This window comes from Ensifer oleiphilus, assembly GCF_013371465.1.
GTDB lineage: Bacteria > Pseudomonadota > Alphaproteobacteria > Rhizobiales > Rhizobiaceae > Ensifer > Ensifer oleiphilus.
Genome location: NZ_JABWDU010000007.1, coordinates 239,454 through 256,202, shown reverse-complemented (window position 1 = coordinate 256,202; position 16,749 = coordinate 239,454). Strand labels below are relative to the sequence as shown.

The 16,749-nt window shown below is 62.3% G+C and carries 15 protein-coding genes; 4 read left to right on the top strand and 11 right to left on the bottom strand.

Annotation, left to right across the window (positions count from 1 at the left end; all coding sequences use genetic code 11):
- Nucleotides 1–20: 20 nt before the first annotated feature.
- The 10 genes from leuB to HT585_RS24220 form a co-directional block, all read right to left on the bottom strand.
- Complete coding sequence (gene leuB, locus HT585_RS24265) at nt 21–1,133, bottom strand: 3-isopropylmalate dehydrogenase (RefSeq protein ID WP_176355348.1); 1,113 nt, start codon at nt 1,131–1,133, stop codon at nt 21–23.
- A 38-nt stretch (nt 1,134–1,171) separates the two neighbouring features.
- A complete protein-coding gene (locus tag HT585_RS24260; RefSeq protein ID WP_176355347.1) occupies nt 1,172–2,563 on the bottom strand; it encodes an amidase in 1,392 nt (463 codons plus the stop codon).
- Nucleotides 2,564–2,573: 10 nt separating this feature from the next.
- Nucleotides 2,574–3,500, bottom strand: a complete 927-nt coding sequence (locus HT585_RS24255; RefSeq protein WP_210270553.1) for an oligopeptide/dipeptide ABC transporter ATP-binding protein — start codon at nt 3,498–3,500, stop codon at nt 2,574–2,576.
- A 44-nt stretch (nt 3,501–3,544) separates the two neighbouring features.
- On the bottom strand, nt 3,545–4,561 hold the full coding sequence (locus HT585_RS24250; RefSeq protein ID WP_176355345.1) for an ABC transporter ATP-binding protein: 1,017 nt from the start codon (nt 4,559–4,561) through the stop codon (nt 3,545–3,547).
- A complete protein-coding gene (locus HT585_RS24245) occupies nt 4,558–5,418 on the bottom strand; it encodes an ABC transporter permease (RefSeq protein ID WP_176355344.1) in 861 nt (286 codons plus the stop codon). Before HT585_RS24245 ends, HT585_RS24250 begins: the two co-directional genes overlap by 4 nt.
- On the bottom strand, nt 5,418–6,368 hold the full coding sequence (locus HT585_RS24240; RefSeq protein ID WP_176355343.1) for an ABC transporter permease subunit: 951 nt from the start codon (nt 6,366–6,368) through the stop codon (nt 5,418–5,420). The genes HT585_RS24245 and HT585_RS24240 overlap by 1 nt, the downstream gene beginning before the upstream one ends.
- A 157-nt stretch (nt 6,369–6,525) precedes the next feature.
- Nucleotides 6,526–8,001 carry an ABC transporter substrate-binding protein gene (locus tag HT585_RS24235; RefSeq protein ID WP_176355342.1) on the bottom strand — a complete coding sequence of 492 codons (1,476 nt, stop codon included), beginning with the start codon at nt 7,999–8,001 and terminating at the stop codon, nt 6,526–6,528.
- A gap of 55 nt (nt 8,002–8,056) precedes the next feature.
- A complete protein-coding gene (locus tag HT585_RS24230; RefSeq protein ID WP_176355341.1) occupies nt 8,057–8,803 on the bottom strand; it encodes a glucose 1-dehydrogenase in 747 nt (248 codons plus the stop codon).
- 82 nt (nt 8,804–8,885) lie between these two features.
- Nucleotides 8,886–10,325 (bottom strand): aldehyde dehydrogenase family protein, encoded by a 1,440-nt coding sequence (locus HT585_RS24225; protein ID WP_176355340.1) that lies wholly within the window; start codon nt 10,323–10,325, stop codon nt 8,886–8,888.
- Nucleotide 10,326: 1 nt separating this feature from the next.
- Nucleotides 10,327–11,010, bottom strand: coding sequence for a GntR family transcriptional regulator (locus HT585_RS24220; protein WP_176355339.1), 684 nt, complete (start codon nt 11,008–11,010; stop codon nt 10,327–10,329).
- Between the two features lie 555 nt (nt 11,011–11,565).
- On the opposite strand from HT585_RS24220, the gene HT585_RS24215 reads away from it, so the two are divergent.
- Genes HT585_RS24215 through HT585_RS24205 form a run of 3 tightly spaced genes read left to right on the top strand, consistent with a single transcriptional unit; the run spans nt 11,566 to nt 14,835 of the window.
- Nucleotides 11,566–12,024, top strand: coding sequence for a (2Fe-2S)-binding protein (locus HT585_RS24215; protein ID WP_176355450.1), 459 nt, complete (start codon nt 11,566–11,568; stop codon nt 12,022–12,024).
- Nucleotides 12,025–12,027: 3 nt separating this feature from the next.
- A complete protein-coding gene (locus tag HT585_RS24210; RefSeq protein ID WP_176355338.1) occupies nt 12,028–14,181 on the top strand; it encodes a xanthine dehydrogenase family protein molybdopterin-binding subunit in 2,154 nt (717 codons plus the stop codon).
- 12 nt (nt 14,182–14,193) lie between these two features.
- On the top strand, nt 14,194–14,835 hold the full coding sequence (locus tag HT585_RS24205) for an Isoquinoline 1-oxidoreductase subunit (protein WP_176355337.1): 642 nt from the start codon (nt 14,194–14,196) through the stop codon (nt 14,833–14,835).
- Between the two features lie 123 nt (nt 14,836–14,958).
- On the opposite strand, the gene HT585_RS24200 is transcribed toward HT585_RS24205, so the two are convergent.
- Nucleotides 14,959–15,153, bottom strand: a complete 195-nt coding sequence (locus HT585_RS24200) for a hypothetical protein (RefSeq protein ID WP_176355140.1) — start codon at nt 15,151–15,153, stop codon at nt 14,959–14,961.
- Between the two features lie 202 nt (nt 15,154–15,355).
- On the opposite strand from HT585_RS24200, the gene HT585_RS24195 reads away from it, so the two are divergent.
- Complete coding sequence (locus HT585_RS24195) at nt 15,356–16,450, top strand: YihY/virulence factor BrkB family protein (protein ID WP_176355336.1); 1,095 nt, start codon at nt 15,356–15,358, stop codon at nt 16,448–16,450.
- Nucleotides 16,451–16,749: the final 299 nt, after the last annotated feature.

Here is a 16,749-nt window from a genome sequence, read left to right as displayed (position 1 = left end):
GCAGAAGCCAGGACTTCCCTTTATGCCGAAAGAGCCTTGAACTCTGCGAGGATGGTTTCGCCCATCTCGATGGTTCCGACCTGGCGTGCGCCTTCGGCCATGATGTCGCCGGTGCGGATGCCCTTGTCGAGCACGGTGGCGATCGCCTTTTCCAGATTGTCGGCTTCCTTCGTAAGGTTGAAGGAGTAGCGCAGGCACATGGCAAAGGAGGCGATCATCGCGATCGGGTTGGCGATGCCCTTGCCGGCAATGTCGGGCGCCGAGCCGTGCACCGGCTCATAGAGCGCCTTGCGCTTGCCGGTAACGGCATCCGGTGCCCCGAGCGAGGCCGAAGGCAGCATGCCGAGCGAGCCGGTCAGCATCGCCGCCACGTCCGACAGCATGTCGCCGAACAGGTTGTCGGTGACGATGACGTCGAACTGCTTGGGCTGGCGCACCAGCTGCATGCCGCCGGCGTCCGCCAGCATATGCTCGAGTTGGACGTCGGAGTATTTTGCCTTGTGGGTCTCGTTCACCACCTGGTTCCACAACACGCCCGACTTCATGACGTTGCGCTTTTCCATCGAGCAGACGCGGTTGTTGCGGGTGCGCGCCAGTTCGAAGGCAACACCGGCGATGCGCTCGATCTCGTAGGTATCGTAGACCTGGGTGTCGATGCCGCGCTTCTGGCCGTTGCCGAGGTCGATGATTTCTTTCGGCTCGCCGAAATAGACGCCGCCGGTCAGCTCGCGCACGATCAGGATGTCGAGGCCCTCGACCAGTTCGGGTTTGAGCGACGATGCGGCGGAAAGGGCGGGGTAGCAGATCGCCGGACGTAGGTTTGCGAAGAGCTGCAGGTCCTTGCGCAGCCGGAGAAGGCCGGCTTCGGGGCGAACCTCGTAAGGAACGGCATCCCACTTCGGACCACCGACGGCGCCGAACAGCACGGCGTCGGCGGCAAGCGCCTTTGCCATGTCCCCTTCCGAAATCGCCTGGCCGTGGGCATCATAGGCCGAGCCGCCGACAAGGCCTTCGTCCGTCACGAAGCCGGCGCCAAGCTCGGCGTTCATGTAGGCAATGATTTTGCGGACTTCCGCCATGGCTTCCGGGCCGATGCCGTCGCCGGGAAGGATGAAAAGCTTACGAACGGCCATATCGGCACTCCTGTTTTTTTTCGGTCTGTCGAAGTCGTTCAAGCGGCGATCTTCGGCCAGGGTCGCTGCTGCGGCCGCAGGGTCTCGAAAGAGCGCGCGAGCCGCAGGACGCCGATATCGTCGAATTGCTGGCCGATGATCTGCAGCCCGATCGGCAGGCCGCCTGCGGTGTAACCGCAATTGAGCGAGATCGCCGGCTGTCCGCCCATGTTCACGGCGACCGTGAAGGCGATGTGCTCGAACGGCTTTTGGGGATCGTTGACGGGCGAGGCCCATTCGGCCGGATAGGACGCAGTCGGTGCGGTCGGCGAAAGGATGAAATCAAAGCCGGCCAGTGCCGCGTGGATGGCATTGCGCATGGCGTCGATCTGGGCAAAGCCGGTATAGACTTCGCGGCCGGAAAAATCCTTGGCCGTCTCGATCCAGTTGAAGATGTAAGGCAGGATCTGCGTCTGCTGTTCAGGCGAGAGGCGCGAGACATCCTCCCAGCCACGCGCCCGCCAAAAGCGATCCAAACCATCGATCATCTCGCGGGTGAGGAACGGCCCAACTGGCTCGATGATCGCGCCAGCATCGGCGAAGAGTCTCGAGGCCTGGCTGACCGCAGCTTCCGTTTCAGCACTGACCTCCTGGCCAAAGCCCGCATCGAGCCACAAGCCGATCTTCAGGCCCCTGACATCGCGATCAAGGTCAAGCCAGGGAATGTCGGCATAGGGCAAGGACATGGTGTCGCGTGCATCCGGTTTCGACAGCACGGACATGTAGAGCGCCGTGTCGGCAACGGTGCGGGTCATCGGCCCGGCAACCCGGCCGATGAACGGCGGATTGATCGGGACACGGCCTGCCGACGGCTTCAGCCCGACGATGCCGCACCAGCCGGCCGGCAGGCGGACTGAACCGCCGATATCCGTACCGATATGCAGCGGGCCGTAGCCGGCCGCAGCCGCTGCACCCGCACCGGCGCTCGATCCGCCGGGATTGGTCGAAAGATCCCATGGGTTGCGGGCGAGTTTGTGGAAGCTCGACAGACCGGACGAGAGCATGCCGTAGTCCGGCATGGTGGTCTTGGCGAGAAGAATGCCACCCGCCTCAATGGTACGCGCTGCCGGCGGCGCATCCGTGGTGGCCGGCACCAGCGGTACGGCGGCACAGCCGAGCGGCACGGCCGTTCCCTTGGTCGCGATGTTTTCCTTGATCGTCACCGGCACACCGTCGATCGCGCCAAGCGGTTCGCCCTTGGTCCAACGTGCTTCCGACGCCTTTGCGGCTTCGCGCGCCGCGCCCGGATCATAGGCCCAAAGCGCATTCAGTTTCCGCTCCGAGGCTTCGATCCGCGCGATGACCGCGTCGGTTACCTCGACGGGAGAGAGCTTTCGCGAGCGATAGGCCTCGACAAGATCGACGGCAGAGAGATCGGCGAGATCAGACATGTGCGAATTCCTAGGCAAAATGACAGCGGGCAGACCAGGTCGGCGTCACCGGCTTGGCAATGGGTGTTTGTGTCAGGCAGATCTCCTGCCTCACCGGACAGACGGCGGCATAGGCGCATCCCGTCACGGTGGTTGCAGTATGCACCGGCGTTTGCGGCGGCGCGTCGGAGCGCACGCGCTTGCGGCGACCGGAAAATGGCTTGGGTACGGCCGCGACAAGCGCCTGCGTGTAGGGGTGGCGCGGGTTGTCGAACACCGCGCCTGTCGGCCCCTCCTCGACGATCCGGCCGAGGTGCATGACCGCGACCCGGTCGGTGATGGCGCGAACCACGCCGAGATCATGGCTGATGAACAGATAGGAAAGCCCGAGCTTTTCCTGCAAATCCATCATCAGGTTCAGGACCTGCGCCTGGATCGACACGTCGAGCGCCGAAACGGGCTCGTCTGCTACGATCAACGCCGGCCGAGTGATCAGTGCGCGCGCGATTGCGATCCGCTGGCGCTGGCCGCCGGAGAACTCGTGCGGATATTTGTCGGCCGACGCGAGCGGTAGGCCGACGGCCTCAAGCACTTCGGCGATCCGCCGGTTGCGCGCGGCAGCGTCGATGCCGCGCTCCAGCGAAACGACCGGCTCTGAAATGATCGTCCTGACCGTATGGCGCGGATCAAGCGAGCCGTAGGGATCCTGGAAAATCGCCTGGAAGCCCTTGCGCGCCTCACGCAGGTCCGCCCCGTTCAGCGCATAGATGTCGTTCCCAGCAATGTTGACCCTGCCGGACTGTGGCCGTTCCAGGCCCATGACGGCGCGCGCAAGCGTGGATTTGCCGGAACCGCTTTCGCCGACGATGCCGAGACTCTGACCCGCGGCAAGCTCGACGCTGACCCCATGCAGGACACGCAAACTCGCCTGTTTCGAGAAAATCGACGGCCGCGGCATCTGGTATTCGCGCACCAGATCGGTGGTTTTCAGAATGACCTCGCTCACGGCGCCACCATCCTTGCGCGGGGATGAAAACAGGCGGCGCGATGCTGCACATTTCCATCGGTATTGATCAGATCGAGCGGCGGTATCGCCCGCCGGCAATCCGGCTCGGCGAAGGAACAGCGCTCGGCGAAGGAACAGTAAGGCGGTCGGGCAAAGGGGTCCGGAACGATGCCCGGGATGGCGTTCAGCCTCGGCCTCGCCTCCCCCGCCTGCCGCCGAGCAAGGGCTGCACCATGCGGCGAAGCGGCAAAGAGCCCCCGCGCATAGGGATGCGCCATGCGTGCGAAAACATCGTCCGTGCGCCCCGTCTCGATGATCCGCCCGGCATACATGACAGCGATACGGTCGGTCATCTCCGAGACGACGCCGAGATCGTGGGTGATCAGCAGCAAAGCTGTACCGGTATCTTCGATCAGATCGTCGAGCAGGTCGAGGATCTGCGCCTGCACCGTGACGTCGAGCGCCGTGGTCGGCTCGTCGGCGATCAAAAGGTCCGGTTCGCAGGCGATCGCCATGGCAATCATCACCCGTTGCCTCTGGCCGCCCGAGAGCTGATGCGGATAGAGATCCAGATCGAAGCGCGGCGCCGGAAGACCGACGCGATCGAGTAGCGCGCGCGCCTTGGTTTCGGCATCGGCCCTGGTCTCGCCGAGATGAAGGCGCCGGCCTTCGGCGATCTGGGCGCCGATCGATTTGACCGGGTTCAGCGCGGTCATCGGCTCCTGGAAAATCATCGCGACGCGCCGGCCGCGATAGCGGCAGTATTCGGCCTCAGGCAGGCCAGCGAGATTGCGGCCGTCGAAAGAAAGCTCGCCGCGCACCCGCATACGTTCGGGCAACAGGCCCATCACGGCCAGCGCGGTCATCGACTTGCCGCTGCCGGATTCTCCGACAATGCCGAGGCGCTCGCCGCGATTGAGCTCGAGATCGACATCGCTGACGATATCGACCCGGCTCGGGCCCGCCGACAGTTCGACCGACATGCCGGCCAATTGAAGCAAGGGTCTGGTCATCTTTGCCGCCTCACGCGGGGATCGAGGATGTCGCGTAGACCATCGCCGAGAAGGTTAAGACCGAGCACGGCGAAGGTGATTGCCAATCCCGGGAAGATCGCCAGCCACGGCGCCTGATAGATGAAAGTCTGGGCATCGTTCAGCATCTTGCCCCAGCTCGGCATCGGCGGCTGAGTGCCGAGCCCGACGTAGGAGAGCCCGGCTTCGGCAACGATTGCCAGGGCGAACTGGATCGTCACCTGCACGAGCAGTATGTGGTTGATGTTCGGTAGGATGTGCAGGAGCGTGATTGCCACGTCGCCGCGGCCGGCACAACGCGCCGCCTGCACATATTCGCGCTTCCACAGCCCCATCGAGGCGCCGCGGGTGACGCGGGCAAAGACGGGAATGTTGAAGATGCCAATCGCGATCATGGCATTGGTGGCTCCAGGGCCGAAGATCGCGGTGATGATGACAGCCGTCAACAGCGCCGGAAAGGCGAAGGCAAGGTCGCTCATGCGCATGACCAGTCCATCGACCCATCCGCCGCGGGCCGCCGCCCAGGCACCGAGCGGCACGCCGATGCCGGCGCCGACCAGCACCGCGACGATCGAAACAGAGATCGAGTTGCGGGCACCGACCATGATCATCGACAGGATGTCGCGACCGAAATTGTCGGTGCCGAACCAATGGGCAAGGCTCGGCCCCTGCAGCTTGTCGCGGAAATTCATCGCTGTTGGCGAATAGGGCGTCCAGACATAGGACACCAACGCCATCGCCACGAGGATGATTGTGACGACCGCGCCGAGGGTCAGGCTTCGGCTGCCGAGCAACTTGGAAAAAAGTCCGGGTTCCGACGTGATTGCGGTATCCGACATCAGTGCCCTCCCCTCGACAGGCGCGGATCCAGATAGCCGTAGACGAGATCGACAAGGAAATTGATGGTGATGACGGATGCGGCAAGCAGCGTCACCAGTGTCTGCACGGTCACGAGATCGCGCTGCGCAATCGCCTGAAACACCAGGCGGCCGATGCCCGGCAGGTTGAAGACATTCTCGATGATGATCGTGCCGGCAAGAAGAAACGAAAACTGCAGGCCGATGATGGTGACGACCGGGATCAGCGCGTTCGGAACCGCATGCTTCCACAAAGCGCCGGCGCGCGTCAGCCCTTTGGCGCGCGCGGTGCGGATGAAATCCTCGCCCAGCGTTTCGATGACGGCCGAGCGGGTGACGCGCCCAAGAATGGCGGCGAGCGGCAGGCCGAGCGCAAAGGCCGGAAGGATGAGCGAGTGCAGGCCGTTCCAGATGCCGTCCTGCCAGCCTGAAAAGCCCGAAGCCGGGAACCAGGCAAGCTTCAGCGCAAACAGCAGAATGAAGAGAAGGGCAAGCCAGAAGTTGGGGACGGCGACGCCGACCTGGGCGATGCCCATGACGACCGTATCGCCCGTCTTGCCGCGGTTGGCCGCGGCATAGACGCCGATGGCGATGGCCACGACAACCGAGATCGCCATGGAAAGCAGAGCCAGAGGCAAGGTCACCAGAATGCGCGGCCCGAGCAACTCGCGGATGGGAACCGAATAGGTGAGGCTCGTGCCAAAATCGCCGACGACGAAACCGCCGATCCACTGGAGATAGCGGATCCAGATCGGCTGATCGAGGCCCAATTGACGGTGCAGCGCCGCGATCGCGTCGGCATCGGCATTCATGCCGAGCATGAGCACCGCCGGATCCCCGGGCAGGACCTGCATCAGCAGAAAGACGATGACTGAGGCAACCAGGGTCGTCAGAATGAGCGACACAAGGCGACCGCCAACAAAGGAAATCACATTAACCTCCCGGATTGCGCTGATGTCGACCGCCACCGGGTGCGGCGGTCGACGTCTGACCTGCATCCGCCCCTTGAGCGCAGGGGCGGACGCTCATGCGGGATGAGGAGTGCGGCGTGCCGTTTTGCCCGCCCCCTCCCCGCCCCATAAGAAACGATCAGTTCTCCCAATAGGTCTGGGTCTGGTCGTCCGCGGGCACTGGCATGTTCTTCCAGAGACCCTTCACCTTCTTGTTCCAGACGCCGATCTTGGGAAGGGCGTAGAGGAAGACGTTCGGCTCATCGGCCGCCAACTTGCGCTGCAGCTGGCCGACGAGATCGAGCTGCTCGGCCTCCTTTGAGGCGAGCGTGAAGGACTTGTAGAGCGCCTTGTACTCGGGGTTCTGGTAGTTGAAGTAGTATTTGTCGCGCGCATAGATATCGAGGTCACGGGCCTCGGCATGCGCGATGATCGTCGCGTCGAAATCCGAGTTCTTGAACACCTGGTCGAGCCACTGCGCGAACTCGATTGGAACGAGGTTCACTTTGACGCCCACTTCGCTGAGCATCGCTGCGATGATCTCGCCGCCGCGACGTGCATAGGCCGGCGGTGGCAGCATGATCGTCATTTCCAGACCTTCGGCGCCCGCTTCCTGCAGCAATTGCTGCGCCTTGGCAGGGTCGTAAGGGTAGGTTTCGTTGAGATCGACATAGCCGGGCTCGACCGGCGAGTAGTGCGAACCGATCGTGCTGCCGAAACCAGAATAGGTGCCTTCGACCAGTGACTTTCGGTCGATCGCGTGGGCGAGCGCCTGGCGCACCCTGACGTCGTCGAACGGCTTCCGGGCATTGTTGAGCGCAAGCACCACCTTGCCCGACGTGCTGCCGACCTCGACCTGGAGATTGGGATCGCTCTCAAACTGGCTGACGAGTTCTGCCGCCTGGAACATCGGGAACGCATCGACATTGCCGGCAAGAACGGCCGCTGCGGCCGCCGAGGGGTCGCTGATGAACTTGAACGTGACTTCGCTGAGCTTGGCCGGTTCGCCCCAATAGTCGGCGTTCTTTTCGAGCACGACCTTGTCGCCCTTGGCCCATTCCTTGAATTTGAACGGGCCGGTGCCGACAGGCTTGGTCTTGTTGTCGGCGGCCGACGTCGGCGCGATCATGACCGCGTCGCCCCACGCCATGTTGAACAGGAAGTTGGATGCCGGGCGTTTCAGCGTCACGACGGCCGTTGCCGGATCGGAGCATTCGGTCTTTTCGATCGGCTCGAACAGGCCCTTCTGCGCATTGGTGGAATCTGCCGAGACCGCGCGCTCATAGGAGAACTTGACGACCGAGCAGTCGAACGGTGTGCCGTCATGGAACTTGACGCCATGGCGAAGCTTGAACGTGTAGCTTTTTTGGTCGTCGGACACCGTCCAGCTTTCAGCCAGAAGCGGTTTCACCGTTCCATCCTCGACCACTCGCACCAGGCCCTCGAACAGGTTGGCATAGGTGATGTAGCGGATTGGTGCGGCGGCACCCGCCGTCGGGTCGAGGCCCGGCGGCTCCAGCACCTGGCCGACCGTAATCGTGTCCTTGGCCATAACAGGCGTCAGTGATGCGGCGATCAAGCACGAGGCAAGCGCCCATTTCGTCAAGTTCATCATGGTTCCCCCGCTTTGCGGTTGGTTGTTTATTGTCGCAGTGGTCAGATCGAAGCAATCAAATCGAACGGCCGCCGTCCACATCAAGCGCGACGCCGGTGATCATCGATGCCTGTGGCGAGGCGACGAAGGCAGCAGCTTCGGCAAGATCCTCGGGCTTCAGCAGACGCCCGAGCGGAATGGAATCGCGGAACTTCTGGCGGATCTCCTCGCTGTCCTCGCCCATGAAGGTCGTCAAAAGCGGAGTTTCGCCGGCGACCGGATTGAGCGCCACGACGCGAATGTTGAAGGGGGCGAGCTCGATCGCCAGCGCCTTGGTGGCGGAAACCACCCAGCCCTTGGTCGCGTTGTACCAGGCAAGGTTCGGGCGCGGCCGGTTGGCGCCGGTCGAGGCGATGTTGACGATCACGCCGGATTTGTTCGCCTTCATGTGCGATAGCAGCGCGCGTGTCATCAGGTAGACGCCGCGCACGTTGACGCCGAGGATCCGGTCGAACTCGTCCGGCTCCACCAGCTCGGCATTTTGAGGCTTGTGGCCGATGCCGGCGTTGTTGACGAGAACGTCGATGCGCCCGAATTTCTCGAGCCCGGCCGCAACGGCGGCCTCGACATCCGCCTGCTTGGCGATATCGGCAACGACGGCAAACGCATTGCCGCCAAGCTCGTTCGCCACGCGCTCGGCGCCCGACGCATCGCGGTCGACGACGACCACCTTTGCTCCACCTTCGATGAAACGCTTTGCAATGCCCTCGCCGAAACCGGAGCCGGCGCCGGTGATGAGAGCGACTTTACCTTCTAGTGACACATGTTCCTCCCGAGGCAATCTTGGATCGTAGGCTGGAGCGGAATACGGGCGGGAAACCGCGCGCGGTTTTCCTCGCCCCGTTTTAACCGTGGTAGACGGAAATGGTTTTCATGCTGGCAAAGCCGTAGAGAGCCTCAAAACCCTTCTCGCGACCGTGGCCCGACTTCTTGACGCCGCCGAAGGGCAGCTCGACGCCGCCACCGGCACCGTAATTGTTGATGAAGACCTGGCCGGCCTGGACGGCGCGCGCCAGACGCAGCTGCCGGCCGCCGTCATTCGTCCAGACGCCGCAGACGAGACCGTAGGCGGTGCCGTTGGCGAGCCGGATGGCCTCCGCCTCGCTATCGAACGGCATGATCACCTGCACCGGGCCGAAGATTTCCTCCTGCACCGTGCGGTGCTCGTGCGGCACGTCGCGCAGAAGCGTCGGTGCAACGTAGGCGCCGTCCACGGGTGCATCGGCGACGATCTCGCCTTGAGCGGCAACCTTCAGTCCATCCTTCTCGGCATCGGCAAGGAAGCCCTCGATAATCGTCTTCTGCCGTTGCGATACCACCGGGCCGACGGAGAGATCGGCACCCGCGGGGCCGACCTTGAGCGTGCGGTATCGCTCGCTCATGCGCGCCACGACTTCTTCGTAGACGGCGCGCTCAACAAGGATGCGCGACGAGGCCGAGCAGGTTTGGCCGGCATTCTGGATCCCGGCATTGACCAGGAACGGAACAGCTCGGTCGAGATCCGCATCGGCAAAGACGATCTGCGCCGACTTGCCGCCAAGCTCGAGTGTCACCGGAACAGCGTTCCTCGCGGCCGCCGCCTGCACCATTCCGCCTGTTCGAACCGAGCCGGTAAAGGAGATGTGGTTGATATCAGGATGTTCGGAAAGGGCCGCGCCCGCTTCCGCGCCGAAGCCAGTGACGATGTTAAGCGCTCCCGAGGGCAGGCCCTCTTCTTCAGCGATGCGGGCAAACTCAAGGATTGTCAGGCACGCCTCCTCGGCCGGCTTGACGACGGCGGCGTTGCCCATGGCAAGGGCCGCCCCCAGACTGCGACCGAGGATCTGCATCGGATAGTTCCAGGGGATGATATGGCCGGTGACCCCATGCGGCTCGTAAACGGTCAGCACGGTGAAGCCGTTCTGGTAGGGGATGGTGTCGCCATGCACTTTGTCTGCGGCGCCGCCGTAGAATTCGAGATAGCGCGCGAGCGCGACGACATCCGCCCGTGCCTGCGTCAGCGGCTTGCCGACATCGCGCGCCTCAAGTTCCGCCAAAAGGTCGATGTTGCGCAGCACCGCCGTCGCGATCCGGCTCAGCATCCGTCCGCGTTCAGTGGCGGTCATCTGCCCCCAATCGCCTGACAATGCCGAACGCGCCGAACCCACTGCCAGCTCGATATCGTCCCGGGTTCCCCGGGCAATGCGGGCGAAGACCTCGCCGCTGGAGGGGTCCCGCACATCGATGTGCTCGCCGCCGATTGCGTCCTGCCAGGTGCTCGCGATGAAATTGCCGTAAGTCTTCACATCATGCCTCGTTGTCAGTCTCGCCCCGCGGGAGCAGCGTTTTCAACCTCATGGCCGTCGCATTGATATGCGCACGCGCCAGTTTTTCGGCCCGATCGGGATCCCTGGCCGCGATCGCCTCGACAATGAGCCGATGCTCGGCAACTGCTGCGCTGGCGCGTTCGCTGGACAGCGAAAAGGCCGGCGCAAAGACCTGCGAGGTCATCCGCAGAAGCGGCCCGAGCGAAGCCAACGATGCGTTGCGCGATGCGCTAACGATGGCCTCATGAAAGACGACATTGGACTGGGTATAGGCGCCGGGCTCCCAGCGCTCGACGACTTTCTGCTGGTGTTCGATCTGCTCCGATAGTGCTTTGATTTCGGATGCGGTCGCGCGCTCTGCGGCATTGCGCGCTGCTACGCCGTCCATTGCCTCGCGCACAGCATAGGCATCCAGAAGCTTCGGCAGGTCGGCGGTGGCCACCCTGACCCCACTCCCGGGTTTGTTCACAACCAGTCCGTCGCGCTCCAGTACCCGCAAGGCCTCGCGAAGCGGCGTGCGACTGATGCCGAATTCGGCAGCGATCCGCTCTTGGCGCAACGTCGCTCCAGGCGGATAGACACCGGCATAGATGCGCTCGCGAAGCGCCTGAGCGATTTCGTCGAGAAGGCGCGACTGGCTTCGCCATTCGAATGTTTGACTCATTGACCCCTCCCAAGATCGCGCCAAATTGTATCCAGGATACAGACGATGTCAATCGCGGTTGGTCGGCCAGTGACCAGTTGCTCACATCATGTTCAGGGCCCGCGAAGAAAAGCTTGCCAAGGAATCCCGACACGCCTGATGCGGCGCCTCACTTTTCGGGTGCAATCTGGAGGTTCGACGGCGCAATGATTTTTTACCCTCGATCATCTCGCCTCGACCAGCAGATCGCGTGGGTGGCAGTCGGCGGGAAATATGGAGGATCCGCCGCACTGCCTTTGCATCGCAGAGGCGAGATCAGGTTCCCACTGGATCGATGTGGACCTTTTTGCTGCCGTCGCGTGAAATTCCCGGAACAAACCTGCGCCACTGGCGTTGGAAACGCTTCGAGCCGCAGGCAGTCCTGGCGAGATCACATGCATTTGAATTGATCTACCGACGACATGGCGGTTGTCTGCTTCATCACCTCCCTGGCCGGCCTCTGCGATTACAAACCCGGCTCCCATTTTCTGAACATGAGCCGACCTCCACTTGGCTCCGTTGGAAGGACGCATGGACATGGTGACTTTCACTTTGAACGGAAAAACACGGACTTTCGACGGCGATCCCGAGACGCCTCTGCTTTGGGTCATCCGGGATTTCGAGAAGCTCACCGGCACGAAATACGGGTGTGGCGTGGCGCAATGCGGGGCTTGCACCGTCCACCTCGACGGCATGCCTCGGCGGTCCTGCATAACGCCAATTGCCATGATCGACGGTTCGGATGTGATCACGATCGAAGGCATCGCCGGCAAGGAAGCCGAGGCGGTCCAGACCGCGTGGGCCGGTCTCGACGTCCCACAATGCGGCTACTGTCAATCCGGACAGATCATGTCGGCAGTGGCTCTCCTGCAGATGGTCCCCAAACCAACTGACGACGAGATCGACGGTGCGATGACCGGCAACCTCTGTCGATGCGCCACTTACCATCGCATTCGAGCAGCGATCCACAATGCCGCCAACGCGATGGAGGGTTGAGCTATGACCATTCATGATATCACGACCAGCCGCCGCGCATTCCTCGCCGGCACCGGGCTCGTCATCGGCGTGGCCATCGCGCCAAAATTCCTTTCAGCGGCTCGGACAGGCGTACCGGCTGGCGGCGCGGGCGATCTCAAACCGATGAATGCCTTCGTCAAGATCGGCACCGACGATACGGTCACCGTGCTCTCCAAGCATATCGAGTTTGGACAAGGTCCGTTCACGGGACTTGCGACGCTCGTGGCAGAGGAGCTCGACGCCGACTGGAGCCAGATGCGTGCGGTCCATTCGCCGACCGACAACAAAATTTACGCCAACCTCGCCTTCGGCCTGCAGGGTACCGGCGGGTCGAGCTCAATTGCCAACGCCTACGAGCAGATGCGCAAGGCAGGCGCCACCGCACGCGCCATGCTCGTTGCCGCTGCTGCCGAAGAATGGAAAGTGCCGGCCGCCGAAATCACGGTCGAAAAGGGCCGCATGAAACACGCGGGCTCCGGCAAGGAAAGCGGCTTTGGCGCCTTCGCCGACATGGCGTCGAGACAGACCCCTCCGGCGGACCCGAAGTTGAAGGATCCCAAGGATTTCGTGCTGATTGGAACAGACCTGCCGAAGCTCGATACCCGCGAAAAGACCAACGGCGCGGCAATCTTCACGCTGGACATCATGCCTGATGGCCTGCTCACCGCCGTGGTCGCCCACCCCAAGCATTTTGGCGCCGTCGTCAAGTCCTTCGACGACACGGACGCCCGAAAAGTGATGGGCGTGGTCGACATCAGGCAAATCCCGCAGGGCATTGCAGTCTATGGGGAAAATACTTTCGCCGCGCTGAAGGGGCGCGATGAACTCAGGATCGATTGGGATCTCTCCAAAGCAGAGACCCGCTCCTCGGCGGAACTGGCGGCCGAGTACATCCGCCACTTCGATAAGCCGGGCTTGGAGGCGACGAACACCGGTGATGTCGCTCAAGCCTTCCAACAGCCGGGATTGCAGACCGTCGAAGCTCAGATCGTCTTTCCCTTCCTCGCGCATGCGCCAATGGAACCGCTCGACGCGGTGTTCATCAAGGCCGCCGACGGCTCCGTCGATATCTACAATGGTGCGCAGTTTCCGGGCTTCGATCAGCAGGTCGCGGCAAAGATCCTGTCGCTCGACGAAACAAAGGTGCGGGTGAATACCCAGCTCGCAGGGGGCAGTTTTGGCCGCAAGGCGCAATTCGGCTCGCCCTATATGCAGGAGGCGGCTTCCGTCTACGCCGCGATCGGCGGCGACCGACCGCTCAAGCATATGTGGACCCGCGAGGACGACATCCAGGGCGGCTTCTATCGCCCGATGTACGCGCATAAAATGCGGGGCGCCGTCGATGCCAAGGGCCGGATCACCGCGTGGGAACAAATCATCGTCGGGCAGTCGATCATGGCCAAGGCCGACCTGGATTCCACCTCGGTGGAAGGCGCGTCTAACCTGCCCTACCGGATTCCCAATCTCAAGGTGACCTCGCACAACGTCACGCTGCCGATCCCACCACTCTGGTGGCGGTCGGTCGGTCACACCCATACCGGCTTTGCCGTAGAAACCTTCGTCGACGAACTTCTGACCCGTGTCGGACGCGATCCGGTGGAAGGCAGGCTTGCACTTCTCGACGCGGCGTCGCGCCATGCCGGCGTCCTTCGCAAGGCGGCCGAGATGGCGGATTGGGGGGTGACGCTCCCTGAAGGGCGCGCCCGCGGCGTCGCAGTCGTCGAAAGCTTCGGATCGTTCGTTGCCCAGGTTGCCGACGTCTCCGTCGGCGCCGATGGAGCACCCCGCGTGCACAAGGTCTGGTGCGCGGTCGATTGTGGCGTTGCCGTCAATCCCAATATTATCAAGGCGCAGATGGAAGGCGGCATTGGCTATGGGTTGGGTGCCGTGCTCTTCGATGCCGTCACCCTCGACAAAGGCGGCCGCATCATGCAGTCAAACTTCCACGACTATCGCTCGATCCGCATCAATGAGATGCCCGATGTTTCGGTGGAAATCATCAAGTCGACGGAAAAACCGACGGGGGTGGGCGAACCCGGCGTGCCACCCATCGGCCCGGCGGTTGCCAACGCGTGGCGAAAGCTGACCGACGCGCCCGTGCGCCAGCTTCCCATTGTCAGTATCATGTCGTCCTGAGAGGGCCACCAGATGAAGATCACGCTGCTGTTCTCCGGCATCGCCGTCAACTGTCTTGTCGTCGGCGTTGGCATCATGCTCGCGCCGGCGTCCAAAGCGCAGAACGCGGGCTCGCTCCGTCCCGTGGAATCCTTCCAGTCCATATCCGACAAACGGGCGCGCTCCGTCGCTCTCTTCGAGGAGGCCGGCAAGGTCATCCAGCACCCTCGGTGCGTCAACTGTCACCCTGCAACGGAGCGACCGCTGCAGGGCATGTCCATGCGCCCGCACCAGCCGCCGGTCTTCCGGGGCGATGCTGGCATGGGCCTGGTCGGCATGCAGTGCAACACCTGTCACAGCGAACAGAACACGCCGGTGGTCGGCCAGGCGGACACCCTGAAGAGCATCCCCGGCAATCCTGCCTGGCATCTCGCTCCCATCGAAATGGCCTGGGAAGGTAAGACCCTTGGCCAGATCTGTGAACAATTGAAAGACCAGAAACGCAACGGCGAAAAAACCATGGCGGAGATGGTCGAGCACATGGCGCATGACGAACTGGTTGGGTGGGGGTGGCAACCGGGCGACGGTCGCGAGCCCGTTCCAGGTACACAGGAGGAATTTGGCAAGCTTATCCAGGCGTGGGCGGATACCGGCGCCGCCTGCCCGTCACCTTAGGCGCAACAGCAGAGCCCAGACTGGTAGCAAGCTCATTCACCGTTTGGCGGGCGCCGGCCTATGCTTCAGAGAACTGGTCCTTGCGCACCGGCGCTCCGCAGCGGCAAGGCCATAGTTCCTGTCTCAAACGGCGTCCGCATCGACCGCGCCGTCATTCGCCATAAAAGGTTTGGGCTTCTTGCCTTTGCCGGATGTGATGGCCTGCATGGAGCGCCCCGACGCGACCGACGTTTCATTCTCCTCAACGACGGCCGCTCCGTTTTCTCGCGTGCCCCCCTCGCGCTTTTGTTTGTACATCGACAGTTTGTCACTGGTCATGGCAGTCCCTCACGCCGTTCGCCAGCCGCATCCGCTGTTTTGGTGTGGTTGTCGCGCATCAAATGTCTTCGCCACTGCGCACCGCTTCAGACCGCTTTCCCGTCCATATGGATTGGGAGTGGCGGCTGCATTTCTCAGACGTCTGCTCACATGCATCCAATCGGGGGCTGAAACGTTAGACCTTCGAACGAGCGGAGCTTTGATGTCGGTGCAACGCGAGACGATAAATCCCACAACTGTGATTGCAATCGGCGGGGTTGTGCTCGCCCTTATTTGTCTGGTCGTGTCGAAACACCCTGCAGCAAATGCGTGGACCGTGACCCGCCCAAATGGCGAAGATCCGGCTCAAGATGACGCGCATGGCCGCTTGGCGATGATCCCGGAAGAAATTCCCGCGCCGGGTTTGCGAGACGTTTTTTGGCGAGTGATGCAGGAACTATCTCAAGATCGCGTCGCGTTCATCGCCGCCGGAGTCGCCTTCTATCTGCTGCTTGCCTTGTTTCCAGCACTTGCCGCTCTTGTTTCCCTTTACGGATTGATCGCCGATCCCGCGGCGGTTTCAGATCACATGCGCGACATGGCCGGCGTGCTTCCCCCCGGAGCTTTCGACATCCTTGCCGATCAACTCCAACAACTCGTTCTAAGACGGGAGACTACGCTTGGAGTTGCCTTCTTCGTCGGTCTCGCCATTGCCATCTGGAGCACCCACAACGGCACTCTGGCAATATTCGACGCGATGAACGTTGCCTATGAGGAAACGGAAAAACGCGGTTTCGTCAGGCTGAATATCGTAGCGCTGGCATTCACAGTCTGCGCGATGATAGCCGCAATTGTTACGATCGGCATCGTAGCGTTGCTTCCCGCCGTTCTGGAATTTGTCTGGCTCGATCCGTGGAAAGAAACCTTGGCCCTTATGGTCCGCTGGCCACTCTTGCTGGCTTTGGTGTTTTCGGGGATGACGGCGATTTACCGCTTCGGTCCAAGCCGGCAACCAGCCAAGCTCAGGTGGCTGACCTGGGGCGCGGTTCTAGCTACCGCAGGGTGGCTCCTCATGGCGTTTGCATTTTCATGGTACGTCGAGACATTCGCAGACTACAACGCAGCCTATGGTGCATTGAGCGGGCTCGTCGGTCTTTTTATGTGGATCTGGCTATCCATATGCGTCTTGATCGTTAGCGCTGAACTCAACGCGGAACTCGAGCACCAGACAGCCAAGGATACAACAACCGGCCCAGCCAGGCCCTTGGGAACGCGTGGCGCACACATGGCTGATACGATCGGAAGGTCGGTGCACTAATTTGCTTGCTCGAGGCCAGTGGGAACAAAAGCCTTCTGGTCGTTACTCCGACCGCCTGCGGTTCAGTCGGCCACAGGCTTGTTGAATGGTGCTCATCGGTTGACGCCTCCCGAAGGCGCAGGTGGGCCTCTGCACCCGTAAAGTGCGTGTGGCCCCGAAGCAGCTTTCCCTAGCATGACATGTCAAAGTTAATTGCGACGTCTTCCGAACGCCTCTTAAATTCCTTGAGGATGCAGGGAGGCCTGAGTTGGCTGGCAACGAGAAGCGGCTGCGCTGCTGCAGGAGCGAATGTTAGCCCG